Here is a 24,441-nt window from a genome sequence, read left to right as displayed (position 1 = left end):
CAGGGCGGCGGGCTTTTTGACGCGGGTCGATCATCACGCAACCGGTGGAAATCTAGCTGGGAGAGCGGGCCGGCGCCACTTCGTGTGGCGTGGGGTAAGGTGCCTAATGCAGCGCCGGCCAAGCGGAAATCAGGTCCGCCGCAGCCAGATAGTAGCCGCGTTCGCACGGCAGGTAATTGCGTGATCGCGGAAGGTACTGCCCGGGAAGCCAGCCCATTGCAGAGCACTCGCCACGAGCCCGGCCTGTGCAGCGGCCGACCGAGGCATTCATTCATTCTGACGATGCACCCGACGCCCGGACGGCGGAAATTGAGCGCCGCGCTAGCTCTCGACTGCAGCGGCCGGCGGTGTTCCCTGCAGATTTCGGATGAAAGGCTATTCTACCCTGTTGCGCCTAGATTCTTATCAGACCGTGGCAAGGATTGCTTTTCCCGTCGCGTTTGCCGGCGTTCTGCTGTTCGCCCTTTTGCCGGAGCGGGTCTTGCAGGGTCTTGGCCTCGCTTTCACGTTTGATCACGACAAGCTCAATCACGCCGCCGCCTTCGTCGTCCTGGCGGCTCTCGGAAGTCTCGGCTGGCCGGAACACAAGGCAAAGCTGATCGGACTCCTCGTTCTTACGGGCGCAGTGATCGAGGGTCTTCAGGCTGCGCAACTGATAGGGCGCGACCCGGATCTGTTCGACTGGGTGGCCGACTGCGCCGGAATGGCGTGCGGGCTGATAATTGCAGGCTGCACAAGGCGGGTCGCCGGCGGATTGCCATAGCTCGAAAGCGCATAACGGCGCCGGCGTACCCGCGCTCCAATATTGTGAAAATGGCCGGCGTCACTTGGGGGGCGCGTTGGGGTAAGTTGCCTGATGGACGCCGGCCAGGCGGAAAAATCATGTCCGCCGCAAAGCAATGTAGCAGCAATGGCAAGGCGCGACAGTGGCGTGATCGCGGAAGGTCCGCGTTCGCTTTTCTCGCTTTCCCCCGTGTGATGACCCATAATGGGTCATCAAGCCTGGCACCTGAATTGCACCGTAGTCAATGCCGGGGAACACCCCGGCAATCGTCCCCGAATATGGGGCCTCGCCGCTTCGCGAATGGAGCGGCGGGCCTTTTTTGCCGGATGCACGGCCGCCGCGGCGCTTGAAAATTGGATGCCACCAACTTGGTCGCTCATGGTCAGGATCGGGGTGATGAAGACCTTCGTTTGCTCGGGACCAGGAATCCCCCTTTTAGTAACTCCAACGCGTCGAGTGCCTCTTCATCCTGCAAATTTGTCAGAGCCACCCCGTCTGCGAAGACAACCTTATCGTGGTCTATATCGTAGACCTCCCAAAGCCCGTCCTTAATCCTTCGGATGGCGTGCCGACTCTCCATAAGCAGAAGCTAATTGAGTCTCGGAAATGGTGGGTACAAAAAGTCGAGAAACGGCCGACATTAGTAGTGGAAAACTTAGGGAGCGCTCCCGCGGCAACCTGCGCCGCGAAATCGGCGACTTCGCCAAGGAAATCGCGCGGCCAAATGCGAATGCTGCTCAATCTTAAGTGGGATCCTGATACAATCCCCTATGGCCGTCCGAATAGTGGTTGTTCTGGCGCTTCTTTTCGCCTTCGCCTACGGATTCGCAAAACTCGTGGAACGCTATGGCAGCGTTGGCGATCGACCCTCTGCATGTGAGGAATGGCCGCAACCTGATTGCCCAGACCCGAACGCGCCGCCTGCAGAGTAGCGGGTCGTCCATCTGCTCCCAGTCTGCAACATGGCGCGACTTGAAGTGCCGACTTTACCGACCAGACACATGGGGCGATGCATTGGTTTTAATTGGAAAAGTGGTGCCCAGAGGCGGATTCGAACCACCGACACGCGGATTTTCAGTCCGCTGCTCTACCAACTGAGCTATCTGGGCCTGCCCGGCGGGCGGTCTGCACACCGGGTTCATGAAAGCGCCGTCGGCACCCCTTGAAAGCGCGTGGGTTATAGCACGGGAATTCGGCCTGTCCAGCGCTTAGAGCATGATCCCGAAAGTGAATCCGGTTTTCGGAAAAGATCATGCTCAAACAAAAAGCCGGAACCTATTCCATCCGATTCTATCTGGATGGAACAGGCTCTAGACATTGATTTTCAGGCAGAAACGAATGGGGATTTCAGGCAGAAACGAATGGGCCTGCGTCGGGGCCAATTCACCGGCCGCGGTCAGGCCGGGCAAGCCGACCCAAGCTTGCGGAAAACACAGGTGACGGCGCTATTTCTGGTCGTCGCTCTCGTCCTCGTCGTCGCGGCCCGGGATGACATAGACACCCTTCAGCCAGCGGTTGAGGTCGATATCCTTGCAGCGCTTCGAGCAGAACGGATAGGTATCGCGTGCCGAAGGCTTGCCGCATTCCGGGCAGGGCCGCTTGGGCCGCAACGGCGTGACCTTGTCGTCCGAGCTCATATCCGCGCACCCGACAGCCAGTTGGCGTGCACCTTGAAGCCTTCGCCGCTGAGCAGCGCCACCGTCTCGTAGAGCGGCAGGCCGACGACGTTGGTGTAGGAGCCGACAAGCTTGACGACAAAGGCGCCGGCAAGCCCCTGGACGGCATAGCCGCCGGCCTTGCCGCGCCATTCTCCGGACGCGATATAGGCGTCGATCTCCTCGCGCGGCAGCCGTTTGAAGCGCACCCTGGTCTCGACCAGCCGCAGGCGCAGCTTGCCGCCCGGCGTGATCAGGCAGATGCCGGAATAGACCCGGTGCGAACGGCCGGACAGAAGGCCGAGGCAGTTGGCGGCGTCGTCGAGCGTCTCGGCCTTGGGCAGGATGCGCCGCCCGACGGCGACCACCGTGTCGGCCGCCAGCACGAAGCTCGGCGCGTAGTCGGTCTCGCTCTTCAGCGAGGCCAGCGCCTTCTCGGCCTTCTGCGTCGCCAGGCGTTTGGCCAGCGAGCGCGGGTGCTCGGCGCGCAGCGGCATCTCGTCGACATCGGCGGGCAGCACACGATCCGGCTCGATGCCGGCCTGCTGCAACAGCTCGATCCGGCGCGGCGAACCCGAGGCAAGCACGAGCTTCTGCAAAATGCCCATCGCGATCCCGGCCGGGTCCTTGAACTTACTTGAAGCGGTAGGTGATGCGACCCTTGGTCAGGTCGTAGGGCGTCATCTCGACCAGGACCTTGTCGCCGGTCAAAACGCGGATGCGGTTCTTGCGCATGCGGCCGGCCGTATGGGCGATGATTTCATGTTCGTTTTCGAGCTTGACCCTGAACATCGCGTTGGGCAGCAATTCCGTGACGACACCCGGAAATTCGAGGACTTCTTCCTTCGGCATTCGATACCTTTGCTTGGATGGGTACTTCCAGCGCCCCGGCCGGAAAGTTGCGCGGAACCTATATGATAAACGTCCGCTTGTGAACATGCTTAATCCGCGGCGTTTTTAGCCCCGTTGCTGAGGAATCGGCGGCCGATCTGCGCCTTCAGCCGCTCGCGTACGTCGCGATAGGCGGCCATGATCTGTTCGCGCGTTCCGCTGACGCCGGTCGGATCGGGCATCGGCCAATATTCGACCTCGACGGCCAGCGAGCGGGTGAGCTCGAGCGCGGTGTGGTGGGCTTCCGGCGCCAGCGTCACGATCAGGTCGAAATAGTCGTCCTCGAGGTCGTCCATCGTTCTCGGGTGCCGTTCGCCGAGCGACAGTCCGTCCTCGGCCAGCACGGCGTCGACGAACGGATCGCGCTCACCGCCGCGCACCCCGGCCGAGGCGACGAAAGTCGTCGGCGGAAGCACCTTGCGCGCCAGCAGTTCGGCCATCGGCGAGCGCACGGCGTTCATGCCGCAGACAAACAGGATCGAGCGGGGCAGGATCGAGCGGGGCAGCGGGGCGGCCAGTGTCAGCCTCGCCAGTGCAGCACGCAGACCAGCGTGAACAGCCGGCGCGCCGTGTCGAAATCGATGTCGATCTTGCCGGCAAGCCGGTCCATCAGCGTCTGCGAGCCTTCATTGTGCAGGCCGCGCCGGCCCATGTCGATCGCCTCGATATGGCTGGGCGTCGCCGTGCGGATGGCGTCGTAATAGCTCTCGCAGATCATGTAGTAATCCTTGACGATGCGCCGAAGCGGCGTCAGCGACAGGATGTGGGTGACGACGGCCGCGCCGTCCTCGCGCGTCACCGCAAACACCAGGCGGGATTCGGCCAGCGACAGCTTCAGCCGGTAAGGGCCGGCGCCGTCGTCATTGACCGGCTGGAAGCGGTTTTCCTCGATCAGGTCGAAGATCGCCACCGCCCGCTCATGCTCGACATCGGGCGTCGAGCGGCCGATCGTCTCGTCGAGCTCGACATCGATCAGCCTGGCGTTTGTATGGTCGTAGTCCGACATCGCTACATGTTCAGCCGTATGGCGACGGAGCGTCCATGCGCATCGAGCCCTTCCGCCTTGGCCAGCGTGATCGCCGCCGGCGCCAGCGCCCGCAATTGCTCCGGCCCGAGCTTCAGGATCGAGGTGCGCTTGACGAAATCGAGCACCGAAAGCCCGGACGAGAAGCGCGCCGAGCGCGCCGTCGGCAGCACGTGGTTGGAGCCGCCGACATAGTCGCCGATGGCTTCCGGCGTATGGCGGCCGAGAAACACCGCACCGGCATTGCGCATCCGCGCCAGGAAAGCCTCGGAGTCGTCGATGGCAAGCTCGACATGTTCGGCGGCGATGCGGTCGACCAGCGGCAGTGCTGCCTCGATCGTCGGCACCAGGATCACGGCGCCGAAATCGCGCCAGCTCGCCGCCGCCGTCTCGGCGCGCGGCAGGCTCCGCAACTGGCGTTCGACCGCCTGTTCGACCGCTTCGCCAAAGGCAGGGTCGTCGGTGATCAGGATCGACTGGGACGACACGTCATGCTCGGCCTGGGCGAGCAGGTCGGCGGCGATCCAGTCCGGGTCGTTGCTGCCGTCGGCCACCACAAGCACTTCCGACGGCCCGGCGATCATGTCGATGCCGACCGTGCCGAACACCTGGCGTTTGGCCGCCGCGACATAGGCATTGCCAGGGCCGACGATCTTGGCGACCGGCTTTATCGTCTCGGTGCCGTAAGCAAGGGCGGCGATCGCCTGGGCGCCGCCGACGCGGTAGATTTCGGAGACGCCGGCAAGGTCGGCCGCCACCAGCACCAGCGGCGGCACGTCGCCGCCCGACGCTGGCACCACCATGGCGATGCGCTCGACGCCGGCGACCCTGGCTGGTATGGCGTTCATCAGCACCGAGCTCGGATAACTCGCGGTGCCGCCCGGCACATAGAGCCCGACGGCCTCGATCGCCGTCCAGCGCGAGCCGAGCTCGACGCCGGCGGCATCGATATAGCGGTCGTCCTGCGGCAGCTGGCGCTGGTGATGGGAGCGGATGCGCTCGCGCGCGAATTTCAGCGCCTCGATCGTCTGCGGATCGGCTGCATCGTAGGCCTTGGCGATGTCGTCCCTGGAGACGGCAATGCCGAGCTTGGCCAAGTCGCCGCCGCCGAATTTCTGCGTGTAGGCGACCAGCGCCGCGTCGCCTTCGGCGCGTACTTTGGCGATGATCTCGCGCACTACGGCGTCGACGTCGGCCGAGACTTCTCGCTTGGTCAACAGGAAGGCGGCAAAGCGCTGCTCGAAATCGGCGTCGGACTGGCAAAGCGTGATGGCCATCGGCTCAGACCCTATGGACGGGGCGCGACGTCGCTTCCCAGGCGCCGCCGACATCGGTAAGCCGCGCTTCGATGCATTCGACGTCGAGCATGATCGCGCCGCCTCCCGAAAAGATCAGCTCGACGATGCCGGCCGGCTTGTCGAGCGCGACGAAGCTGATCGCCAGCAGCGACAGCACCTCGTCGGGCTTGTCGCGGGCAATGCCGCTGGTCTTGGCGCCGAGCACCCGGTCGAAATGCAGCACGGCTTGCCGCCGCTCATTGTGCTGGCGCAGGAAGCCGGATTTCGCCTCCCAGACGAACCGGTTCATGGTCAGCACGAATCGCTTAACCGAAGGCAGGAATTCGAGATCGCTGACCTTCATCACGGCATCCTGGACATGCGCCGAGATGATGCTCAGATCCTGATCGTCGAACGCGACAAGCTTGAGGGCATTCATGCGGAATTCGCACCTGCGAAGGTTTACGATTGGCCTTCTGTTAGGCGGTCTTGGCGATCCGTGCAACCGCGCCGCAAGCCCTGCGGAAAGGCTCTAGCCCGAAATGCGCTCGATCTCCGCGCCGCAGCCGGACAGCTTTTCCTCCAGCCGCTCGAAGCCGCGGTCGAGATGGTAGACGCGGTTGACCGTGGTTTCGCCTTCGGCGGCAAGGCCGGCGATGACCAGCGACACCGAGGCGCGAAGGTCGGTCGCCATGACCGGCGCGCCCTTCAGCTTCGAAACGCCGTCGACGATCGCCGTCTGGCCGGACAGCGTGATGTGGGCGCCGAGCCGGGCGAGCTCCTGGACGTGCATGAAGCGGTTTTCGAAGATCGTCTCGGTGATGCGCGACTTGCCCTTGGCCATTGTCATCAGGCCCATGAACTGCGCCTGCAGATCGGTCGGGAATGCCGGGAACGGCGCCGTCGTGACGTCGACCGGCGAAATGCCGGCGCCGTTGCGCCTGACGCGGATGCCGGAATTGGTCTGCGTGATCTCGGCGCCGGTCTGCGAAATGATGTCCAGCGCGGTCTGCAACAGGTCGGGCCGTGCGCCTTCCAGCACGACGTCGCCGCCGGTCATCGCCACCGCCATCGCATAGGTGCCGGTCTCGATGCGGTCGGGGATCACCCTGACGCGGGCGCCCGACAGCGCTTCGACGCCGTCGATGGTGATGGTTGCGGTGCCGGCGCCGGAGATCTTCGCGCCCATCGCGTTGAGGCATTCGGCGAGGTTGACGATCTCGGGCTCGCGCGCGGCGTTTTCGAGCACCGTCTCGCCCTTGGCCAGCGAGGCCGCCATGACAAGCACATGGGTGGCGCCGACCGAGACTTTCGGGAACACATAACGGTTGCCGACAAGCCGGCCGTTTTTGGTCTTGGCGATGACATAGCCGGTGTCGACGTCGATATCGGCACCCAGCGCCTGCAGGCCTTCCAGGAACAGGTCGACCGGGCGCGTGCCGATAGCGCAGCCGCCGGGCAGTGACACCTTGGCCTCGCCCATGCGGGCCAGCAGCGGGCCGATCACCCAGAACGACGCCCGCATCTTCGAGACAAGCTCATAAGGCGCCGTGGTGTCGACGATGTTGCGGGCGGAGAAAGTGATGGTGCGCGAATAGCCCTCTTGCTGCTTTTCGCGGCGGCCATTGACCGAATAGTCGACGCCGTGGTTGCCGAGGATGCGGATGAGCTGCTCGACATCGGCCAGATGCGGCACGTTTTCCAGCGTCAGCGTATCGTCGGTCAACAGCGAGGCGATCATCAGCGGCAGCGCGGCGTTTTTCGCACCCGAGATCGGGATGCTTCCGGCAAGCTTGTTGCCGCCGACAATTCTGATGCGATCCATGAAGAGCGTCCCCTCGGCCGAAAGGCCGGTTTAAATCGGTTGAGTCTGTTGCGGCCCGTCTAGACCATTGGCCGGCTTGGTTCAAGAAACAGGCTATTCCCCTCTTTGGCCCACGATGCCTTTGGCCAAAATACCGGGGACAACATAGCCGATTCGCGTTAATCTTTTTGCATCGCCGCCTGCAGCCCGTCCGGCCGCTGGTCGGCCTCGCCAGCGCGCCGCTTATCGGCGTCGCCGGTCCGCCGCGAGCGCGACTGCGCCTTGCGCTTCAGCAGATTGGCGCGCAACTGCTCGGCCAGCCGGTCCTTGCGGCCGGCCTTCTTCGGTGGACCATCCTTGTTCGGAGAATTTGTCTTGTCGTTCATCGTCCCGTCCCGGCCGGCGACCCGCCCAGCGCATCATTAAGGGATAGCCAACATTGTGGCGCGGCCATGTCCGGAACAATCGCCGGTGCGGCCTTTCAACCCGTCTTTGTCTTGGCCTTGCGCTTGCCGGTTCGATATGGCAGAAGCCCCGCCATCGGCGGCTGCGGTAGCTCAGTGGTAGAGCACTCCCTTGGTAAGGGAGAGGTCGAGAGTTCAATCCTCTCTCGCAGCACCAGATTGTTTTCGCTGGCGCATCTTCCAAGGCCTCCTTGACCTGCTCGATGATGATTGTGCGCGGTTGGCGAGGTTGCCGAAAATATGGCGCCCCGCGACCTGCCGAGTGCCACGCGCACAGGCTCGTCAAAAACTGTGGTCTTGCACGCTCACCTCCCGAGTCTCGAACGCGACTCAATCCTCTGTGATGTGATAGCTTACCGCCATGTCGGATCATATTTTGCCTAGCCAGAAGCAGCCCAAGCTGATCGTCGTCGTTGCGTTCGATCGTGGCGAGGACGGTGAACTGTTTCCCGCCTTTGGTCCGGCCGATCAGCAAAGCGAGGAACGCGCCATCCGCACCGCCAAGGCGCTCGCAGGGAAGCACGTTGGCGTAATCGCATGGAGCCGTGACGCGAACCCGGCGCTTGGCGACTACGGCCCGCCGACCGTGCTGTTCACCAGCGGTGACGTGCCGGACATGGAGTAAATTCAGCCGGAGGTTCCATGTCGCGGTGTTCGATGGAGCGTGCTTTTACACTCTTGTCGCGATGACGATCGACAGTCGATGAGACAGTGCAAAGGAGCGCGGAAAGGATGATCAGCGACCCGACGACTGCCCTGACCGCAAGATCGAAAGCAAGGAGGTAAGGGAGCTCGGCTTTCGGCGATGCCGATTGCATGATCGAGGTCGGCGGGACGCACGGAGAGATCATGCGCTCATTGAGGCGGCTGATCGCGGCCGACAACATGACGCAGAAGGAAAATGCCAAGGTCGAGGCGCAGCTCGCGCTCGCACGCGCCATGATGCGCGCGGGGAAAGCGTTCTAGTCTGCCCTGCTGCAGGCGGCTTAACAAGCTTGCAGCCGGGAACAACCACTCAACGACTCGCGTTTCTTGCGAAGACCCGCTTCTTTTGCACGGGCAGCGGGCCTCGAAGGCTCGCAAATGTCGCGCCGGCGTTTCAATCGCACCCGCCTCAGCCCTCACGATTTGGCTATTTGTGAACGCGTGTTTGAACAGGTTTGCGCAGATGAACACATTGACCCTTTAAGCCGGGATGCCGAAGCCTTAGCGGTGATTATTGTCGCAATCTTCCGAAACTTTACCAATGAGCGCGAACTGCTGGAGGAAGTCAGGTCTCTTCGTCGCTCAAAAGGCGCAGAGAAGGCGCACTAGCTAGGCGGCGTTCCGAGGCGAATTGTTCTAGTCCCGCATTGGCACAATCGGATTGGCATCTGAATTGCCCATTGAGACTCGCCAGAGTGTAGCCACCGAGCTTGCAAAGGGGATGGAAATGGGTTTGGCCGAAGACTTATCTGACGTCGCGCTCACATTCGAATGTCCGGATTGCTCGCATCCGGCGGTAAGAAAGGGCTCTGCACTAAGAACAATCGCGTACTTCAGATGCGACGGGTGCAACGCCAAGGTGCGGATCACCTATCCGCAGAAGCTCGCGATCTTCGAAAAGCACAAGCTATTGGCCGCAGGCAGCCGGCAAAGCCGCGTGGAGCGATTGTACGCTCCCTACAGCGGCTGATTGCCGCCGACAACACGACACAGAAGGAAAATGCCAAGGTCAGGGCACAGATGCGGCCGAAGTGGCTTCGCGACCTCTGCCGCGTGCAGCGACGCCTGCTTAAGCCTTCCTCATCCGCGCGTCTTCGCCCTTTGACGCATGTTGACCCTGACAATGCAGTGCATCGGAATAATTCGGGCGGGGGGCTCGTTAAGTCGTTAGACGATGCCAGTTAACGGCAAAGTGGATATGTCCGAATGTCACTTCATGAAGCCCGCCAGACAGGCTGCGGCTTGCTCTGGCCTAACCTCGAAAGATACCAGGGATGAAAACGGCTGTTTCGACCTCTCTCACAAGACGAAGCGTGGTCGCAGGGCTGGCGCTGGCCGCCGCATCGCCGGCCGTGTTGCCTGCCGACAACGCGCTAGCGCAGGCCAAGAAAACCACATCCGACAAGAGTTTATATGACCGGCTGGGCGGCGTGTTCGCCATCGCGGCGGTGGTGGATCATTTCAGCGACGCCGTCGTGAAGAACCCCATCGTCGGCCAAAAGTCCAAGAATCCGCAGCTGCGCAAATGGCACACCAAGAACCTGGAAAGGTTGCCTGGCCTGAAGTTCATGCGCACGCTGTGGGTCTGCGACGTTTCTGGCGGGCCCTTCAAGTTCGTCGCCACCAAGCCCGGCACGACGCCGCTCGGCCTCGAGGAGGCCCATCGGGACCTGCGGATCTCTCCCGCAGAATTCGATGAGGTCGCAGCGGAACTCGGGCGGACCTTGGATCATTTCAAAGTTCCGAAGCCCGAGAAAACCGAGGTCTTGGCAGCTTTCGCCGCCCACAAAGACGAGGTCACCGCCGGCTACGTCAAGCAGGGCTGAAGCGCCTGTATAGTGCCGGCGGACGCATTGGTTCTGAGTATGGCGCGCGTCGCCGTGAATATGCAGCGCGGCCCTGACCACGCGGTCTGCAGAGGGCCTCGGGACGTCGTCGACCCACGCTTCCTGATCTTCCAGCTCAAGGTGAGGACGCGGGATCTTCGATAAACGCATTCGATGAAGGTTCAGCCCGGACTTCTTCTGTGATGACTTCGAAGCGGGTAAGCCGCGAAGAACCGAAACTGGTTGAGATGGCGACGTCGGTCGCGTCGCGCCCCGTTGCCATCAATATGCGCCCGATCCGCGGGCAGTTGTGGCGAGGATCGAATGTGAACCAATTGCCGGCGAGATAGGCTTGGAACCAGGCGCTGAAATCCATCGGTTCCGGCGCCGGCGGTACCCCGATGTCGCCGAGATATCCGGTGCAGTACCGCGCTGGAATGTTCATGCAGCGGCATAGCGCAATCGCCAGATGCGTAAAATCACGACAAACGCCGGCCTGGTCGGTGAAGCCGCCATGGGCGGTCCGCAGCGAGTCGGCTTTCTGGTAGTCGAAGACGATATGATTGTGAACGAAATCGCAGATCGCCTGCACGCGCGCCCATCCAGGCGCGGTATTGCCGAATTTCGCCCAGGCGAAATCTCCAAGACGATCGGTATCGCAGTAGCGGCTGCCCAGAAGAAAAACGAGCACCTCGTCCGGCAGCTCCTTGATGTTGTGCTGCACAGCCTGCTCGGCGACCGCATCGGGCTCGCCGCTATCATAGATCTCGAAGGTGGTTGAGATCGTCGTCAGGCCCGAGGGCGCCTCGATCCTCGTGCAGGCGTTGCCGAAACCGTCGACGTAACCGCGTGCTTCGACGGAGCGATCAAAACCTATGATCTGTTCCGTCAGCAGATCGACACGGCGCGATGGGTGGATCTCGAGCGCCAACAGCATCGGTGTTGGCCGCGGACATTCATAGGTGAGGGTGAAACCCGCGCGGATCCGCATCGAGGCTCCGATTGGTGTCATTCAGCAACCGGGCAAACTCCGCGATGGCCAAACAGTTCCGGAAAACATAAGCGAGTGCTAATTTTATTGCGGACCGATGTCCTTGGCCACTTTTACCTCGACGGTCATTCCCAGAAAACTCGACGCGCTTCCCGAATAACTCCCGGAAAGAGGGATGGCTTGCTGGGGATGCCGAGCCACGGCCACCCTGATCAAATCCCGGTTGCCGACAATGCCATTGGTGGGGTCGAACTCGACCCAGCCGGCACCAGGCAGGTAGACCTGGCACCAGGCATGCGTCGAGCCGCCGCCAAGAACCGCCGCGCTGTCGCGGCTTGGCACATAGACGTAACCAGTCACAAAACGGGCGGCAAAGCCGAGCGAACGAACCGCTTCCATCATGAACAGCGCAAAGTCCCGGCATGTGCCGCGACGCAGGTGCAACGTCATCAGAGGCGGTTGCGTCCCTGGCTCGCTTCGACGGGAATACACAAAGCTCTCATGGATGGCGTAGCAAAGCGTCATCAACAAGTTGCCGGTCCCGGTGTGCCCTGCGGCATTGAGGAACTGTCGTGCCCACTTGCCAACCTCGTCACCGTCATCCTCGTATTGACGTTCCATCGTCTGGGAGAGATCGGCGGCTTCGTCCGGATCATAGGAAAACGGATAATGAAGCGCCGCCTCGTCAATACGGAAATCAGGCGCATGCTGCGGCGTGTGATCCAGCCGAATGTCTGTCGAAAAGCGCAGTTCGGTTGAGGGGCTCTCGAAGTCGATCACCGCCACGCAGTTTCCAAAAACGTCATGGATCCAGCGAACCTCTTTCGGTTCGGGGTCGACAAACAAGGCGTGGTCCAGAAGTCTTTGATCGAAACTATCGCGCGGCCTGAACATCAGCCGGTGCTCGCCGAACCTCACCGGTCGGCTATAGCGATAGAGCGTCGTGTGCTGGACTGAAAAGATCGGCATCAGCTTCCGACAAGTTTACCTGCGATGTTGGCGCAAGCATATACTCTTTTCCAGGGTCATCCGATGGTTCCTACTCGGAACTTGCCCGAACTGTTTCCGCTCTGAGCGACCCTGCCGGCAGCGGCCGCAAAAGTTCAGCCTCGGACCTCGTCAGGTGGATCCAGGCCGCCCAGTCCGATGGCCGCAGCACAACCACTTGCCGATTGTGATATGGCGCGACATCCGGGCCTGGATCGGTGGTCAGCATCGTGAAATTGGGCGGCTTGTTGCCGGCACCCTCGCGCCACAGCCCGGCAATCGCCATGAACGAATGGCCATTCAGCGTGAACCTGTGCTTGGCTTTTGGATACTTCGTTCCGGTGAATTCGAAGAATGCCGATGCGGGAACGAGACAGCGTTTGCTGTTGCCGAACTGTCGACCCTCCGAGCGAAAGTTGAATACAGGTCCGCCTTTTGGTCCGGCCGGCGGAAAGCCGAACGTCATCGACGCCAGTTCGATTGTGTCGCCGGCCGCGCGCATCACAGGCCCGGGGTCGTTGATGTGAATGTCATCCGCCTGCGGCAGATCCAGCTCGGTTTGGTGGCTGGGGATCTTGAGCGCCAGCGAAGCCATCATCCGGCAATACTCGGCCCAGGCGATATGCTGCTCGTAGTCATTGCACATGGAAGGCTCCGCACGCTCGATCGAGATCAGTTCAATGTAGCGTTTATCGGTTCGCGCCGATTGCTGGCGGACTTGCCGTCGCCCTATTTGGGCCGGCGTGCGGCAGCGATGGTCTGCAAGAGATTGATGCTGTTCATGTCGGGTTGACTGGATGCGGCAACAGCAAGTGCTGCAGCTTCGGCTATTTTCGCGACGTCGTCGCTGCTGATCGTTCCACGCTTTTCCAGCAGATTTACAAGTTCGACAACGAGAAGAAAGGCGTTCACGCCATATCGTTCGGCTTTGAGCTCGAACTCGCCCCGAGCCAACCTCTCCGCGTCTCCTTCAGCCCGTTTGTCCACGTGATCGCCCTCTACTTTTGCCGACAACCTATTAACGCTTAGCACGAATGGTTTAATCCTTCGAATTGGCCGCACCTTTCGCCAGTTGCCCGGGCTCGACACCGTGTCGCCGGTGGCAAGGGCACGGGTTCAGCTAAGGATGAGACCCGCCAATAGAACCGTAAGGATAAGGGACAGCACGACGGCAAGCAGCCCGCATGCCTCCAAGGTATTGGTTTGCCAAGGTTTCATCGGGCGCCTCCCGCCTGAATTCCTGTTTCGCGGAACAAACTTCATCTGGCACCAGATCGGACGCGGAGCCGGCTTGAATTTGTGTAAGCGCTCCCCTTCATCTGCCCGGAAGCGCAGATGAGCTGCGGCATCTCCACGGAACTCCGGAACACTGCCTGCGCGGCGCCGGCCTGCTTTTCATCGACGCGGGCCATCACCAGAACGACACCCTCTGCAATCTTCGGCTTGCCCGGCTTTTGGGCAAAATTGGCCAGCGTTCCGAGAAGCCCGCCGGCAAAGCCGCCCCACGCCGTACCGACCAGGGCCATGCCGGTCATCCCCGCAGGATCGATGCCCTGAGCTCCAAAAGCGCCAAAGCCGGCTAGCAGACCGGCCGCCGCGCCAACGACGGCACCGACCCCCGGACCCCGCCAGAGAGCGCTCATCTCATCCTTGTAAGATCCGACAACGCTAATCGGTTCATTGTTGTCGTTGTAAGATCCGACGACACTGATCTGCCGGCGACGAATCCCGGCCGCCTGAAGCGCGGCGACGGCCCGTGCTGCCTGGGCATGGGAATCGAACAGTCTGCTGATCGTTTGCATTTACACCCAAGCCCGCCGTTCGTTCGGAGCGTCGGGCCCTCTCCTCCCTGGCATTGAGCTCTTCGCTGGCACGCATCTTCATCGCGCCAAGACTCACCACAACGTGAGCCAGCTGGAGACGTTCCTGTGCCGGGGCTTCGGTCCATTCCTGGAGCGTCTTGCTTAGGACCTAAGTCTGACCTGCTTGAGAGCAGCGGTCAGTGAGGCCACGCCGACCGGGGAGTGGCTGTCGGGTCGAAGAGAGGCTACCGCAGACCCAAAAAGCTCAAAATGGCGATTACGATCACGATGGCGCCGACCAGCCAGATAATGTTGTTCATGCTTACGCTCCTTCGCCTCCGGGCCGGGCACACCCCGGGGCGAAGCCCGCCACGCGAGTAGAACATTAGATGTGGCTAAAGGTTCTCTCGCGGGCCTCGCTGTCGAAAGGGCCCGCCGCACCAGTCGGCACGGCGGGCGACGCAGAGTTTCACCGGGTGGTGAGCAGCAGACGGCGTTGCCTCCAAGGCTCAGCGGACGCTTCGGGACCAGTCATCTACCTGGCGCTCTGCCTCTTCCTTGGCGATCCCATATCGCTCCTGGATCCGTCCTAAGAGCTGGTCTCGGTTGCCCTCGATCCGATCAAGATCATCGTCGGTGAGGTCCCCCCACTGCTCTTTCGCCTTGCCTTTGAACTGTGTCCATTTTCCCTTGATTTGATCCCAGTTCATATGTTCCTCCTTGCTTCCTGCGTGTTGTGGGCCCGCACTAAAGCGGAGCGCGGACCGATCGAGCATTTCGATCCAAACACCGAGAGGGATATCTGTCGGTGACGAATGAAGATTAGCAGCCGCTAAAAGTTCCGGGGCCGGCGCAAAAAGCCCGCCGTGCCTTCGGATGAGGGGACTTTGCCCAGATGAAGGTCGGCGCGACGCCATCCTATCCTGTTGAAGTCGCTGAGCTTCTCGCTGGGTGGCTTTGGCTGGCAAGCCTCGAAAGACTGCCCAGCAGCATTGTTCTGTCCTTGCCGATCATCAGCACGCCGCTGTCGGGTGCCAACAGTGCCGAGAACGGCAGCATCGCCGCGCCGATCGGTGAAGCCTCGGGGCCGAATTGTCCCGATACGATTTCCGGCGCCACGATGCCGATGGCGCTGATCCTGTTGAACTGGGTCTGCACCTTTGCCAGCAGCTCGAGATGGATCGGCCGCGGCAGGATGCTGTCGAGAACGATCGCCTCGATATCGATGACCGAGGTGATGGCGATGATCGCCTCGACCAGCGCATTGGCACAATCGTCGATCCATTCGGACAGCGGCTCGCGCGCCCCCGGCGGCAAGGGATCCAGTTCGCGCACACGATTGATCTCGATGCCGCGCGATTTGAGATGATTGACCAGCACATAGATCGAGGCGCGATGCAGCAGACTTTGGTAACGCGCCGGCTTGGCCGCGACCGAATCGAGGCTTGAGGGCGAAACCGGCAAAGGACCGAGCGCGGCGCTGTTGCCGTGCGGACCGGTATGGACCTTGCCGCCTTGCACCAATCCGCCGCCGACAAAGGTGTCGATCGAAATATGCATGAAGTCGCGGAACCGCGCGCCGGTCCCCTGGATGAGTTCGGCGAGTGCGGCCGATGACGCGTCGTTTTCCACGAAGACCGGGGTCTTCGGTTTTGTGGCGAAGAATGTCGTCAGATCGATTGCTTCCCAGCGGCTACCGAGGTCATCGGGAAAGCCGAGTTCCTCGCTCCAGCCGCCGAGGAAATATGGCGAGGCGATGCCGACACCGACGATGCTGGCATCGCCAAGCCCCTCGACCAGCTTGTCGAAATTGGCCAGCGACATGTTGCCGGCCTTGAGCACCATGTCGGGATCCGGAAAGCGATATTCGTGCGACTCGCGCGAGCGGACCTCGCCGGCGAAGTCGACGAGGACGGCTTCCAGCGCGCGCCGGCCGATCTTGATGCCGGCGCTGTAGATGCGCTCCGGTGTAAGCCGGTAGAGAGTGGACGGCGATCCACGTTGCCCGAACCTTTTTCCCACTTGCTTTACGAATCCGGACGACTCCAGCCCGTCGACAATGGTGGCGACCGCGGCCGGCGTCAGATTTGCGGCGCGCGCCAGGTCGGACTTGGATGCCTCCTTCAGGCGGCGGATGGCATCAAGCACGAAGCGCTCGTTGTAATGCCGAACCTTGACCGAATTGCTGCCTTTTCCGGACAAAACCGGCGCCTCCCCATTCATTCTCGCGGAGCCACTCTGGCCGCCTGCAGCTTTGAAGCTGCTGCGGTCGAGCACTTCAGCTGCACCCGTGCGCGACGCGACAGTGCCCTTCGGGGCCATGGAAGTCAATTTTCCAGTTGCGGCGTTAAGCCATTTAATATAGCAAATTTAAAAAACAGGACCAGGGAGGAAGGGTGCTGCACTTGGGCGCATTAGGCGAAGCCGATGCCATAGTGAAGAGCGACGTGGCTGTCCCCGTCGCCCTGGTTCAGGCGACAAAGGCCTTCGGCGGCACGATTGCCCTCAAGGACGCGTCCTTCGAATTGCGCTCAGGCGAGGTGCTGGCTCTGCTTGGCGAAAACGGCGCCGGCAAGAGCACCTGCGTGAAGCTGCTGGCCGGCGTGTATCTTCCTACCGGCGGCCATATCGAAGTCGATGGCAAGCCTGCGGTCTTCCATTCGCCGCACGACGCCCAGGCTGCCGGTATCTCGGTCATGCACCAGCATCCCGGTCTTTTTCCGGATCTTTCGGTGGCGGAAAACATCTATCTCGGCCATATGCCGCGCGACCGCTTCGGCGGCATCGACAACGCCGCCATGTTTGCCGGCGCCCGCAAGGTGCTGGCGACGGTCGGCCTCGACGTGCCGGCCGAAACACGGCTCGGAACGTTGCGCACCTCCGAACAGCAACTGGTCGAGATCGCCCGCGCCTTGTCGCTCGACGCGCGGGTGCTGATCATGGACGAGCCGACGGCCGCCCTGTCGCAGCGCGAGGTCGAGCGGCTGTTCACCGTCGTCGCCGATCTGCGGCTGCATGGCGTGGCGATGATGTTCGTCGGCCACCGCATGGACGAGATCTTCCGCATCGCCGACCGCATCGCGGTGCTGCGCGACGGGCGCCTCATTGGCGTCAAGCCGAAGGCCGAGCTTGGCCGCGCCGCCGCCATCGGCATGATGGTCGGCCGCGAGGTGACCGACCTCTATCCGGAAAGAAACCACGCCACCGGCGCGCTGGTGCTGGAGGCGAGGGGGCTTTCGCACGCCGGCGGCTTTTCCAACATCGACCTCAAGCTCCACGCCGGAGAGGTGCTCGGGCTCGGCGGCCTGGTCGGCAGCGGGCGGACCGAGATCGCGCGCGTGCTGTTCGGCATCGAGCAGCCGGATGCCGGCGAAATCCTGATCGACGGCGAAGCTGTGCGCTTCGCATCGGCACGCGACGCGATGGATGCGCGCATCGCCTATGTCTCGGAAGATCGCATGGGCCAGAGCCTGGTGATGGATTTTTCTATCCTCGACAACGCGGTGCTGCCCGTCCTCGACAAGGCAGCTCGCTCCGGCTTCTACGGCACGGACCGCGCGATCGATCTGGTTTCGGACTGGCTGAAGCGGATGAAGCTTCGCTTCTCCGGCTACGGGCAGCCGGTAAAGGAACTGTCCGGCGGCAACCAGCAGAAGGTGGTGTTGGCCAAATGGCTGCGCACCGAGCCGCGCGTCCTCATCCTCGACGAGCCGACGCAAGGCATCGATGTCGGCACCAAGGCGGAAGTGCATGCGATGATCGCCGATCTTGCCGCACAGGGCATGGCTATCATTCTGATCTCCTCGGAAATGCCCGAGCTCATCGGCATGTGCGACCGCATCATCGTCCTGCGCGAAGGCCATCGGACGGCCGAATTTGCCAGGGGCGAAGCCACCCAGGAAAAGGTGCTGGAAGCAGCTACGAAGGCCGGTGAAAGCGCCGGCCCGGCAGCGCAGGGCGCCAGCGAGGAGAACAGAAAAGGACCGCTCGACATACTGAAGCGGCGGGAGTTCGGCCTGCTCGCCGCGATGCTGGCGGTCGCCATCCCGGTTACCATTATCAACCCGCGCATGGTGAGCGCGGCAAACCTGACCGCCGTGTCGATGGATGCCGCCCTGTTGGTAGTCGCAGCACTCGCTCAGATGCTGGTGCTGATCACCCGCAACATCGACCTTTCGATCGCCGCGGTGATTGGCCTGTCGGCTTACATGGCGGCCAGCATGGTCCAGGCCTATCCAGGGCTCGACATCGGCATCGGCCTCGTAACCGCATGCGCGGTCGGTGGTGTCGCTGGCCTGATCAACGGCCTCGTCGTCACCAGGGGAAAGATCCCGGCCATCGTCGTCACGCTGGCCTCGATGTCGATCTTCCGCGGCTTCAACTCGATCTGGGCAGCCGGCGACCAGATCAGCGCCGACGAAGTAACGCAAGCCTGGCTCGACATGACCGGCCTGAAGATCGCCGGCGTGCCGCTGATCGTCGTCATCGCGATCGTTATCCTGTGCTTGGGTTACGTGCTGCTCTATCGCACGGCCATCGGGCGCGAATTGTTCGCCGCCGGCTCCAATCCGGACGGCGCGCGTCTTATCGGCATCCCCGTCGACCGGCGCATTCTGCTGGCCTTTGGCATGGCCGGCCTGCTCGGCGGCTTGTGCGGCGCGCTGTGGGCATCCCGCTATGCGACCATCGATGCCCGCGTTGCGCTCGGGTTCGAACTCACCGTGATCGCGTCGGCGGTGGTCGGCGGCGTCGCCATCCGCGGTGGTTCGGGCACGCTGCTCGGCATCATCCTCGGAGCGCTCACGCTGCTGGTCATCAAGAACGGGCTGACGCTGGTGCGCGTCGACCCGCTGTGGCTGCAGGGCGTCTACGGCCTGGTGATCCTGGTCGCCATCGGCATCGACGCCTTCATCGTGCGGCGCGCGGAGCAGGCAAGACAGGCGAGGGCGAGATGAAAAAGTTCCTTCGTTCGATCGACTTCTGGGATCTGCTGCTGGCGACCTCTTGCGCGGCCATCTTCCTCTATGCGGCGATCTTCGTGCCGAATTTCGCTTCCGGCTTCAATCTCTCGCAACTGGCCGCCAGCGCCTCGGAAAAGGCATTGCTGATCCTGCCGATGACGCTGCTCATCATCACCCGCGAAATCGACCTGTCGATCGCCTCGGTGCTGGCGCTGACGTCCGTCGTCTTTGGTTTGCTGGTCCAGGCCGGCGTGCCGACGCTTGCCGCAATCCCGCTGACGCTCGTCGCCGGCGGCCTGCTTGGCGCTTTCAACGGCTATCTGGTCTCGCGCCTTGGACTGCAGTCGCTGGTTGTGACGCTCGGCACCATGGCGCTCTATCGAGGCATTGGCTACATCCTGCTCGGCACCGGTTCGGTCAACATCCTGCCGCCTGCGGTCGTGGATTTCGGCATCAACAACCTGCCGGGCACCGAGATACCGTGGACCATCGTGCCCTTCCTGGTGCTGGCGCCGATGTTTGCGATCGTGCTGCAGAAGACGCCGACCGGCAAGCGCATCTACGCGCTCGGCGGCAGCCCCGAAGTGGCGCGCTATTCCGGCATAAACACGCGCCGGATGGTCCTGAACCTGTTCGTCGTCTCGGGCGTCGTCGCCGCCATCGCCGGCATCGTCTATACTGCGCGCCTCTCCAACGCCCGCGCCAACAATGCGCTCGGCATGGAGCTCGACGTCATCACCATCGTGCTGCTCGGCGGCGTCAGCGTCTTTGGCGGCAAGGGCCGCCTGACCGGCGTCATGCTGGCGTTGGTCCTGATCGCCATCATCCGCAATGTGCTAGCGCTCAACCAGATCGGTGGCGACGCACAGGGCATGATCATCGGCCTGCTTCTGATCGGCTCGCTGCTGGTCGGCAATTACTGGCGCTCCACACAGGAGATGCTCAGCAGATCCCGCGCAATGCGCGAGACCAAGGGGTGATCTCGGGCCCCTTCCTTCAAGCCCGAATTTTAAACGGAGGAGTCACAATGAAAGCGTTTAGATTAGCCCTGCTCGCATCCGCGGTTCTGCTCGCGCCAACCTCGCTGGCGTTCAGCCAGGAATGCGCCAAGGAACCCGTAACGGTCGGTTTCCTGCCCAAGCTCGACACCGACCCCTACTTCAAAGTGGCCTTTGGAGGCGCACAAGAGGCAGCCAAGGAAATTGGCGGCACCGCTACGCAGGTCGCCCCATCGCAGGCGACTGCCGAGGCGCAGATCGAATTCATCAACAGCCTCGTGTCGCAGAAGGTTGGGGTCATCGCAATTGCCGGCAACGACGCCAATGCCGTCGCGCCTGCGCTGAAGCGCGCCGTTCAGCAGGGCGTCAGGGTGATTTCGTATGACTCCGATGTGGCCGCCGATGCCCGCGCGGTGTTTGTCAATCAGGTGAAGGGCGACAGTCTCGCCGAGATGATGCTGGAAAGTGCATTCGCCCTCAGCGGCGGTGAAGGCGAATTCGCGATCCTGTCGTCGACGCCGACGGCGACCAACCAGAACGCCTGGATCGACTTCATGAAAGCAAAGATGGCTGCCGAGCCGAAGTTCTCCAAGATGAAGCTGGTGCAGGTGGCCTATGGCGAAGAAAGCGAACAGATCAACCAGCAACAGGCGTTGGCGCTGGTCCAGGCGTTTCCCGATCTCAAGGTGATCATCGTCCCGGCAGGAATTGGCCTTCCGGCGGCCGCGCGTGCACTCGAGGAGGCGGGCATGATCGGCAAGGTCAAGCTGACCGGCCTCGCGCCGGCCACTCTGATCTCGAAATACATCAAGGACGGAGCGGCTCAGGATATCTGGTGGAACGTCACCGATCTTGGCTATCTTACCTATCAGACAGCCCAGGCGTTTGCGCAGTGCAAGATCACCGGCAAGGAGGGTGAGAAGTTCACAGCCGGCCGGCTCGGCGAATACACGATTGGCGCCGGCGGCGAACTGATCCTTGGTCCGGCCAAGATCGTGACCCCCGACAATCTGGCCGAGTTCAAGTTCTGATCCTGTAGCGCTCAAGCTCCGGCGGGGCGCCGGGTCCATCCGGCGCCCTTCCCTAAAACCTCTCGAATGAAAACAGTGCGGGGACGGCAATGAACATATTGCTTGCAGGCGAGACCTTTGCGGCGACGACGTCGGTCGCCATCGGCAGTGATGTGCTTACAAGTGCGACCTCGACAAATGGCGCGACGGCCTTCAATGCCGCGCTGGCCGCCGAAGGCATCGCCGTCACGCAGATCGGCGGCGAGCGCTGCGCCGCGGAATTTCCCTATGACCTCGATGCGCTCGCCCAATACCAGGCGGTGGTGATCTCCGATGTCGGCGCGCTGACATTGCTGGTCACGCCGGATGCCCGCGCTGGGCGTGTCGGCGTCAACCGCCTCGATGTGCTCAAGGCCTATGTCGAAGCTGGCGGCGGGCTGATGCTGGCCGGCGGCTACATGGGCTTTCAGGGCATGTTCGGGACGGCGCGGTTCCACGACACCCCGGTCGAGGACGTGCTGCCGGTCCGCTGCCTGCCCTTTTGCGACGGCATGGAGGTGCCGCAAGGCCTGCAGGCCTCCATCCTGCAGTCGTCGCACCCGATTTTTTCCGGGGTCGAGGGGCCGTTGCCGCCGATCCTCGGCATGAACAAGCTTGAATTCAGGCGCGACGGTTCGTGCCAGCTTCTGGCGACCTGCCATTATCGCGGCACCGACTGGCCGCTCCTTGCCGTTGGCAGCCATGGCCGCGGCCGAACGATTGCCTGGGCAACCGATATCGGCCCGCATTGGCTCTCGCAGGATTTCCTCGGATGGCCGTTCTACGGAAAACTGATGGCGAACATGGTCCGTTGGCTCGCCGGCAATGAATGAGAAAGCCGGATACCGGGTTTGACCAGTGCGGTTGCCCAATCCTCAACGAAAGGCGAGGCCATTAACCATGCGTTTCAGGACGGAAGTGGCTCATAGACTGAAACCCCGACATATCGATCGTATGAGCCACGATCTTTCTCAGGAAGCTTGTCTCGGGTTACGCGCAATGTGAATCCCCCATGCAAGTGCCCCTCGTCGAGAACCATCCAATCGAAAATATCGTCGCCTTCAAATGCAAGTCGCTGGCCGACCTGATGCCATTTCTGAAGCTCGGGTGGCACCTCGAAAAATGTACCCGAAAATAGCCGCTCCTCGGCATGATAGTGCACGGCGGTAAGCCAAAGGAAAAGAAAGCAGTCCTCCCCAAGACGTTCTTCGTCGGGATCGCGAAAGCGAAGCTTCGCAGAACACAGGGCATCTGCATTCCTCTCTATATGTTCGATAAATGTCGGCACACTCGCAAGCGCTCGGTCGTAAGCAGCCAGGAAGGGGGGGTCTGTTTGCGAGTTAGCCACGAAGAGTGGCTCATCCCGCGGTTCGTCGAATTTATCGTTCGATTGAGATTTTTCGCTCATAAAAGACCTCTTGGAGTAATTTTGAAAGCTCGACGACCTGCGAGATCAATCGCTCTTCCCACATCTGCGTTCGCTGCTCATCGGAAAGCACTCGCGAGGCGGTGTCGCAGCATCAGCCGAAGAGCCCTCTCACGCCACCGACCAACCGCCGTCCACCAATATATTCGCCCCCGTAATCAGCGACGCTGCCGGCGAGGCGAGGAACACGACGGTGCCCGCGACGTCGATCGGGTCGCCGATGCGGCCGAGCGGGATGTGGCCGAGCACATGCGCATGGAACTTCGGATCGTCGAGCGAAGGCCGCGTTCCGTCGGTCCAGATGAAGGTCGGCGCGACGCTGTTGACGGTGATCTTGTGCTGCGCCCATTCGGCGGCCAGGCAGCGCGTCAAATGGTTGATCGCCGCCTTGGTCATGCAGTAGATCGCCTCGCCCTTCAGCGTCACCGTGCCGGCCTGCGAGCTGATGTTGATGATGCGCCCGGATTGTTGCACGATCATCAGCCGTGCGACCGCCTGCGTGGTGAAGAACGTGCCCTTGAGGTTGACGTTGACGGTGAGGTCGAAATCCTCTTCCATCACGTTCTCGGCCAGGTTTTCTGGCCCGAGCCCGACATTGTTGACGAGAACATCGATGCGGCCGAAGGCGGCGTGGGCATCGGCGACGGCCTTTCGCACCGTTGCCAGGTCGGTCAGATCCATTTGCAAGGCAAGCGCGCGCCGGCCCATGCGTTCGATCTCGGCGGTGAGATCCGCGCCGTCGGCAGTGTTGCGCACGCCGACGATCATGTCGGCGCCCGAGCCGGCGCAGGCGAGTGCGCAGGCGCGGCCGATGCCGCGCGAGGCGCCGGTAACCAGCACCACCTTGCCGGCCAGATCGAATTTCGGCGTGAACTCATTTGTCATGCAGTTCCACCTTCTTCTTCAAATCGGACCGGCTGCCGTGTCGAACCGAATAGGCTCGCGTGAATTCGGCGCCCAGCAAAAATACCTCGGCCGAATAATAGACCCATAACAGCACGACGAGCAGGGCACCGGCTGCGCCGTATGACGAAGCGATGGCGCTGGTTCCGATATACCAGCCAATCAGCGACTTGCCGATGGTGAACAGAAACCCGGTTACGACCGCGCCGATGCCGACATCGCGCCATTGCAGGCTGCGGTCGGGCAGCACCTTGTAGATTGCGGCAAACAGCAGCGTGATCAGGGCAAACGAGACAATCCCGTTGATGGCGCTCAGGATGATGGTGCCAAACGGCAGATAGGCATTGATGACCTCTCCGAGCGCCGAAATTGCAGCGCTTACGACCAGCGACACCAGAAGCAGGAAGCCGAGCGCCGCGACCAGGCCCAGGCTTGCAATGCGTGCCCGCACCAGCCGTGAAATCGATGCTCCGCTCGATTGCACCTTCCAGATTTCATTCAGCGCAAGCTGCATTTCGCCGAACACGCCGGATGCGGCAACGAACAGCGTGACCAGCCCCAGAATGCTGGCAACGATTCCCGTTTTTTTCTGCGAGGCGTTTTCGATCGTCGCTTGCAGGAGCTCGGCACTTTGCGGCCCCATCAGGCCGGCGATCTGGGCCGAAAGCGCGAGTTGCGCCGCCTCGTGCCCGAAGGCCATGCCGGCGATTGCGACAACGATAAGCAGGATCGGCGCAAGCGAAGTCGTGGCATAAAACGCTATCGCCGCCCCACGGCTCAGCGCATTGTCGTTGACGAAGCCGAGGATGCTCTGCCTGAGGAGTACCCAGCCCTCCGTCGCCAAGTTCCACATGTGGGCCTCGCATGCTTGTCATTAAACAAGTAGCGGCGAGA

29 protein-coding genes and 2 tRNA genes are annotated in these 24,441 nt (G+C 62.0%); 11 read left to right on the top strand and 20 right to left on the bottom strand.

All coding sequences use genetic code 11. The annotated features are described in order from the left end of the window. Window positions 1–367: 367 nt before the first annotated feature. A complete protein-coding gene (locus tag NKI85_RS21725; RefSeq protein WP_352526245.1) occupies window positions 368–763 on the top strand; it encodes a VanZ family protein in 396 nt (131 codons plus the stop codon). Between the two features lie 1,054 nt (window positions 764–1,817). On the opposite strand, the gene NKI85_RS21720 is transcribed toward NKI85_RS21725, so the two are convergent. From NKI85_RS21720 to NKI85_RS21675, 10 genes are all read right to left on the bottom strand, one after another. Beyond that, window positions 1,818–1,893 (bottom strand) — tRNA-Phe (locus NKI85_RS21720). Between the two features lie 336 nt (window positions 1,894–2,229). After that, window positions 2,230–2,421: a DNA gyrase inhibitor YacG gene (gene yacG / locus NKI85_RS21715; protein WP_352526247.1), complete on the bottom strand. Its 192-nt coding sequence runs from the start codon at window positions 2,419–2,421 to the stop codon at window positions 2,230–2,232. Continuing rightward, the gene (locus NKI85_RS21710) at window positions 2,418–3,047 is read right to left on the bottom strand and encodes a Maf-like protein (protein ID WP_352526248.1); all 630 of its coding nucleotides are present in this window, start codon (window positions 3,045–3,047) and stop codon (window positions 2,418–2,420) included. Before NKI85_RS21710 ends, yacG begins: the two co-directional genes overlap by 4 nt. 25 nt (window positions 3,048–3,072) lie before the next feature. Next, entirely contained in the window at window positions 3,073–3,291 is a 219-nt protein-coding gene (gene infA / locus NKI85_RS21705; protein WP_006200926.1) for a translation initiation factor IF-1, read from the bottom strand. An 89-nt stretch (window positions 3,292–3,380) separates the two neighbouring features. Continuing rightward, window positions 3,381–3,848 (bottom strand): arsenate-mycothiol transferase ArsC, encoded by a 468-nt coding sequence (locus NKI85_RS21700; RefSeq protein WP_352526414.1) that lies wholly within the window; start codon window positions 3,846–3,848, stop codon window positions 3,381–3,383. 2 nt (window positions 3,849–3,850) lie between these two features. Then, window positions 3,851–4,336: a UPF0262 family protein gene (locus NKI85_RS21695; protein WP_352526250.1), complete on the bottom strand. Its 486-nt coding sequence runs from the start codon at window positions 4,334–4,336 to the stop codon at window positions 3,851–3,853. Window positions 4,337–4,338: 2 nt separating this feature from the next. Continuing rightward, entirely contained in the window at window positions 4,339–5,631 is a 1,293-nt protein-coding gene (hisD, locus tag NKI85_RS21690; protein ID WP_352777857.1) for a histidinol dehydrogenase, read from the bottom strand. A 4-nt stretch (window positions 5,632–5,635) separates the two neighbouring features. Continuing rightward, the gene (locus NKI85_RS21685) at window positions 5,636–6,070 is read right to left on the bottom strand and encodes a DUF2948 family protein (protein ID WP_352526252.1); all 435 of its coding nucleotides are present in this window, start codon (window positions 6,068–6,070) and stop codon (window positions 5,636–5,638) included. 93 nt (window positions 6,071–6,163) lie between these two features. Beyond that, entirely contained in the window at window positions 6,164–7,456 is a 1,293-nt protein-coding gene (gene murA, locus NKI85_RS21680; protein ID WP_352526254.1) for a UDP-N-acetylglucosamine 1-carboxyvinyltransferase, read from the bottom strand. 158 nt (window positions 7,457–7,614) lie between these two features. Beyond that, window positions 7,615–7,821, bottom strand: coding sequence for a hypothetical protein (locus tag NKI85_RS21675; RefSeq protein WP_352526256.1), 207 nt, complete (start codon window positions 7,819–7,821; stop codon window positions 7,615–7,617). Window positions 7,822–7,981: 160 nt separating this feature from the next. Between NKI85_RS21675 and NKI85_RS21670 the strand changes: the two genes are divergently transcribed. The 6 genes from NKI85_RS21670 to NKI85_RS21645 all read left to right on the top strand — a co-directional run bounded on the left by NKI85_RS21670 (window position 7,982) and on the right by NKI85_RS21645 (window position 10,430). Continuing rightward, a tRNA-Thr gene (locus tag NKI85_RS21670) sits at window positions 7,982–8,056 on the top strand. 204 nt (window positions 8,057–8,260) lie between these two features. Further along, window positions 8,261–8,524 (top strand): hypothetical protein, encoded by a 264-nt coding sequence (locus NKI85_RS21665; RefSeq protein ID WP_352526258.1) that lies wholly within the window; start codon window positions 8,261–8,263, stop codon window positions 8,522–8,524. Window positions 8,525–8,715: 191 nt separating this feature from the next. Next, window positions 8,716–8,865 carry a hypothetical protein gene (locus NKI85_RS21660; RefSeq protein WP_352526260.1) on the top strand — a complete coding sequence of 50 codons (150 nt, stop codon included), beginning with the start codon at window positions 8,716–8,718 and terminating at the stop codon, window positions 8,863–8,865. A 117-nt stretch (window positions 8,866–8,982) separates the two neighbouring features. After that, window positions 8,983–9,213 carry a hypothetical protein gene (locus NKI85_RS21655; RefSeq protein WP_352526262.1) on the top strand — a complete coding sequence of 77 codons (231 nt, stop codon included), beginning with the start codon at window positions 8,983–8,985 and terminating at the stop codon, window positions 9,211–9,213. 118 nt (window positions 9,214–9,331) lie between these two features. Then, a complete protein-coding gene (locus NKI85_RS21650; protein WP_352526263.1) occupies window positions 9,332–9,574 on the top strand; it encodes a hypothetical protein in 243 nt (80 codons plus the stop codon). A 304-nt stretch (window positions 9,575–9,878) separates the two neighbouring features. Beyond that, window positions 9,879–10,430, top strand: coding sequence for a group I truncated hemoglobin (locus NKI85_RS21645; protein WP_352526265.1), 552 nt, complete (start codon window positions 9,879–9,881; stop codon window positions 10,428–10,430). Window positions 10,431–10,566: 136 nt separating this feature from the next. Here NKI85_RS21645 and NKI85_RS21640 read toward each other — a convergent pair whose 3' ends face one another. The 7 genes from NKI85_RS21640 to NKI85_RS21610 all read right to left on the bottom strand — a co-directional run bounded on the left by NKI85_RS21640 (window position 10,567) and on the right by NKI85_RS21610 (window position 16,532). After that, window positions 10,567–11,421 carry a transglutaminase-like domain-containing protein gene (locus NKI85_RS21640; RefSeq protein WP_352526267.1) on the bottom strand — a complete coding sequence of 285 codons (855 nt, stop codon included), beginning with the start codon at window positions 11,419–11,421 and terminating at the stop codon, window positions 10,567–10,569. A gap of 84 nt (window positions 11,422–11,505) precedes the next feature. Further along, window positions 11,506–12,390 carry a transglutaminase family protein gene (locus NKI85_RS21635; protein ID WP_352526269.1) on the bottom strand — a complete coding sequence of 295 codons (885 nt, stop codon included), beginning with the start codon at window positions 12,388–12,390 and terminating at the stop codon, window positions 11,506–11,508. Between the two features lie 70 nt (window positions 12,391–12,460). Then, the gene (locus NKI85_RS21630; RefSeq protein ID WP_352526271.1) at window positions 12,461–13,054 is read right to left on the bottom strand and encodes an SOS response-associated peptidase; all 594 of its coding nucleotides are present in this window, start codon (window positions 13,052–13,054) and stop codon (window positions 12,461–12,463) included. A gap of 83 nt (window positions 13,055–13,137) precedes the next feature. Beyond that, window positions 13,138–13,395, bottom strand: a complete 258-nt coding sequence (locus NKI85_RS21625; protein WP_352526273.1) for a hypothetical protein — start codon at window positions 13,393–13,395, stop codon at window positions 13,138–13,140. A 272-nt stretch (window positions 13,396–13,667) separates the two neighbouring features. Then, a complete protein-coding gene (locus NKI85_RS21620) occupies window positions 13,668–14,051 on the bottom strand; it encodes a hypothetical protein (protein WP_352777852.1) in 384 nt (127 codons plus the stop codon). A gap of 668 nt (window positions 14,052–14,719) precedes the next feature. Then, entirely contained in the window at window positions 14,720–14,920 is a 201-nt protein-coding gene (locus tag NKI85_RS21615) for a CsbD family protein (protein WP_352526276.1), read from the bottom strand. 208 nt (window positions 14,921–15,128) lie between these two features. Further along, window positions 15,129–16,532, bottom strand: a complete 1,404-nt coding sequence (locus NKI85_RS21610; RefSeq protein ID WP_352526278.1) for an ROK family transcriptional regulator — start codon at window positions 16,530–16,532, stop codon at window positions 15,129–15,131. 74 nt (window positions 16,533–16,606) lie between these two features. Between NKI85_RS21610 and NKI85_RS21605 the strand changes: the two genes are divergently transcribed. From NKI85_RS21605 to NKI85_RS21590, 4 genes are all read left to right on the top strand, one after another. After that, window positions 16,607–19,165 carry an ATP-binding cassette domain-containing protein gene (locus NKI85_RS21605; protein WP_502896083.1) on the top strand — a complete coding sequence of 853 codons (2,559 nt, stop codon included), beginning with the start codon at window positions 16,607–16,609 and terminating at the stop codon, window positions 19,163–19,165. Continuing rightward, the gene (locus tag NKI85_RS21600; RefSeq protein WP_352526282.1) at window positions 19,162–20,151 is read left to right on the top strand and encodes an ABC transporter permease; all 990 of its coding nucleotides are present in this window, start codon (window positions 19,162–19,164) and stop codon (window positions 20,149–20,151) included. The genes NKI85_RS21605 and NKI85_RS21600 overlap by 4 nt, the downstream gene beginning before the upstream one ends. 47 nt (window positions 20,152–20,198) lie before the next feature. Then, complete coding sequence (locus NKI85_RS21595; protein WP_352526284.1) at window positions 20,199–21,200, top strand: rhamnose ABC transporter substrate-binding protein; 1,002 nt, start codon at window positions 20,199–20,201, stop codon at window positions 21,198–21,200. A gap of 89 nt (window positions 21,201–21,289) precedes the next feature. Beyond that, entirely contained in the window at window positions 21,290–22,051 is a 762-nt protein-coding gene (locus NKI85_RS21590) for a glutamine amidotransferase (RefSeq protein WP_352526286.1), read from the top strand. Between the two features lie 74 nt (window positions 22,052–22,125). Here the strand turns inward: NKI85_RS21590 and NKI85_RS21585 are convergent, their stop codons facing one another. The 3 genes from NKI85_RS21585 to NKI85_RS21575 all read right to left on the bottom strand — a co-directional run bounded on the left by NKI85_RS21585 (window position 22,126) and on the right by NKI85_RS21575 (window position 24,400). Continuing rightward, on the bottom strand, window positions 22,126–22,626 hold the full coding sequence (locus NKI85_RS21585) for a DUF2314 domain-containing protein (RefSeq protein WP_352526288.1): 501 nt from the start codon (window positions 22,624–22,626) through the stop codon (window positions 22,126–22,128). 129 nt (window positions 22,627–22,755) lie between these two features. Continuing rightward, window positions 22,756–23,529 (bottom strand): SDR family NAD(P)-dependent oxidoreductase, encoded by a 774-nt coding sequence (locus tag NKI85_RS21580; protein ID WP_352526290.1) that lies wholly within the window; start codon window positions 23,527–23,529, stop codon window positions 22,756–22,758. Then, on the bottom strand, window positions 23,519–24,400 hold the full coding sequence (locus NKI85_RS21575; protein WP_352526292.1) for a YihY/virulence factor BrkB family protein: 882 nt from the start codon (window positions 24,398–24,400) through the stop codon (window positions 23,519–23,521). Before NKI85_RS21575 ends, NKI85_RS21580 begins: the two co-directional genes overlap by 11 nt. Window positions 24,401–24,441: the final 41 nt, after the last annotated feature.

Origin of the sequence: Mesorhizobium sp. M0571 (assembly GCF_040320985.1) — a bacterium.
In the GTDB taxonomy this organism is placed as follows: Bacteria; Pseudomonadota; Alphaproteobacteria; order Rhizobiales; family Rhizobiaceae; genus Mesorhizobium.
The sequence above is the reverse complement of the archived record's forward strand: the minus strand, read 5'-3'. Positions and strand labels throughout refer to the sequence as shown.

What these genes read in the sequence shown, in the direction of transcription:
- NKI85_RS21725 (WP_352526245.1), top strand. Translation starts at nt 368, where the DNA reads ATGAAAGGCTATTCTACCCTGTTGCGCCTAGATTCTTATCAGACCGTG.
- yacG (WP_352526247.1), bottom strand. Translation starts at nt 2,421, where the DNA reads ATGAGCTCGGACGACAAGGTCACGCCGTTGCGGCCCAAGCGGCCCTGC.
- NKI85_RS21710 (WP_352526248.1), bottom strand. Translation starts at nt 3,047, where the DNA reads ATGGGCATTTTGCAGAAGCTCGTGCTTGCCTCGGGTTCGCCGCGCCGG.
- infA (WP_006200926.1), bottom strand. Translation starts at nt 3,291, where the DNA reads ATGCCGAAGGAAGAAGTCCTCGAATTTCCGGGTGTCGTCACGGAATTG.
- NKI85_RS21695 (WP_352526250.1), bottom strand. Translation starts at nt 4,336, where the DNA reads ATGTCGGACTACGACCATACAAACGCCAGGCTGATCGATGTCGAGCTC.
- hisD (WP_352777857.1), bottom strand. Translation starts at nt 5,631, where the DNA reads ATGGCCATCACGCTTTGCCAGTCCGACGCCGATTTCGAGCAGCGCTTT.
- NKI85_RS21685 (WP_352526252.1), bottom strand. Translation starts at nt 6,070, where the DNA reads ATGAATGCCCTCAAGCTTGTCGCGTTCGACGATCAGGATCTGAGCATC.
- murA (WP_352526254.1), bottom strand. Translation starts at nt 7,456, where the DNA reads ATGGATCGCATCAGAATTGTCGGCGGCAACAAGCTTGCCGGAAGCATC.
- NKI85_RS21675 (WP_352526256.1), bottom strand. Translation starts at nt 7,821, where the DNA reads ATGAACGACAAGACAAATTCTCCGAACAAGGATGGTCCACCGAAGAAG.
- NKI85_RS21665 (WP_352526258.1), top strand. Translation starts at nt 8,261, where the DNA reads ATGTCGGATCATATTTTGCCTAGCCAGAAGCAGCCCAAGCTGATCGTC.
- NKI85_RS21660 (WP_352526260.1), top strand. Translation starts at nt 8,716, where the DNA reads ATGATCGAGGTCGGCGGGACGCACGGAGAGATCATGCGCTCATTGAGG.
- NKI85_RS21655 (WP_352526262.1), top strand. Translation starts at nt 8,983, where the DNA reads ATGTCGCGCCGGCGTTTCAATCGCACCCGCCTCAGCCCTCACGATTTG.
- NKI85_RS21650 (WP_352526263.1), top strand. Translation starts at nt 9,332, where the DNA reads ATGGGTTTGGCCGAAGACTTATCTGACGTCGCGCTCACATTCGAATGT.
- NKI85_RS21645 (WP_352526265.1), top strand. Translation starts at nt 9,879, where the DNA reads ATGAAAACGGCTGTTTCGACCTCTCTCACAAGACGAAGCGTGGTCGCA.
- NKI85_RS21640 (WP_352526267.1), bottom strand. Translation starts at nt 11,421, where the DNA reads ATGCGGATCCGCGCGGGTTTCACCCTCACCTATGAATGTCCGCGGCCA.
- NKI85_RS21635 (WP_352526269.1), bottom strand. Translation starts at nt 12,390, where the DNA reads ATGCCGATCTTTTCAGTCCAGCACACGACGCTCTATCGCTATAGCCGA.
- NKI85_RS21630 (WP_352526271.1), bottom strand. Translation starts at nt 13,054, where the DNA reads ATGTGCAATGACTACGAGCAGCATATCGCCTGGGCCGAGTATTGCCGG.
- NKI85_RS21620 (WP_352777852.1), bottom strand. Translation starts at nt 14,051, where the DNA reads ATGAGCGCTCTCTGGCGGGGTCCGGGGGTCGGTGCCGTCGTTGGCGCG.
- NKI85_RS21615 (WP_352526276.1), bottom strand. Translation starts at nt 14,920, where the DNA reads ATGAACTGGGATCAAATCAAGGGAAAATGGACACAGTTCAAAGGCAAG.
- NKI85_RS21610 (WP_352526278.1), bottom strand. Translation starts at nt 16,532, where the DNA reads ATGGCCCCGAAGGGCACTGTCGCGTCGCGCACGGGTGCAGCTGAAGTG.
- NKI85_RS21600 (WP_352526282.1), top strand. Translation starts at nt 19,162, where the DNA reads ATGAAAAAGTTCCTTCGTTCGATCGACTTCTGGGATCTGCTGCTGGCG.
- NKI85_RS21595 (WP_352526284.1), top strand. Translation starts at nt 20,199, where the DNA reads ATGAAAGCGTTTAGATTAGCCCTGCTCGCATCCGCGGTTCTGCTCGCG.
- NKI85_RS21590 (WP_352526286.1), top strand. Translation starts at nt 21,290, where the DNA reads ATGAACATATTGCTTGCAGGCGAGACCTTTGCGGCGACGACGTCGGTC.
- NKI85_RS21585 (WP_352526288.1), bottom strand. Translation starts at nt 22,626, where the DNA reads ATGAGCGAAAAATCTCAATCGAACGATAAATTCGACGAACCGCGGGAT.
- NKI85_RS21580 (WP_352526290.1), bottom strand. Translation starts at nt 23,529, where the DNA reads ATGACAAATGAGTTCACGCCGAAATTCGATCTGGCCGGCAAGGTGGTG.
- NKI85_RS21575 (WP_352526292.1), bottom strand. Translation starts at nt 24,400, where the DNA reads ATGTGGAACTTGGCGACGGAGGGCTGGGTACTCCTCAGGCAGAGCATC.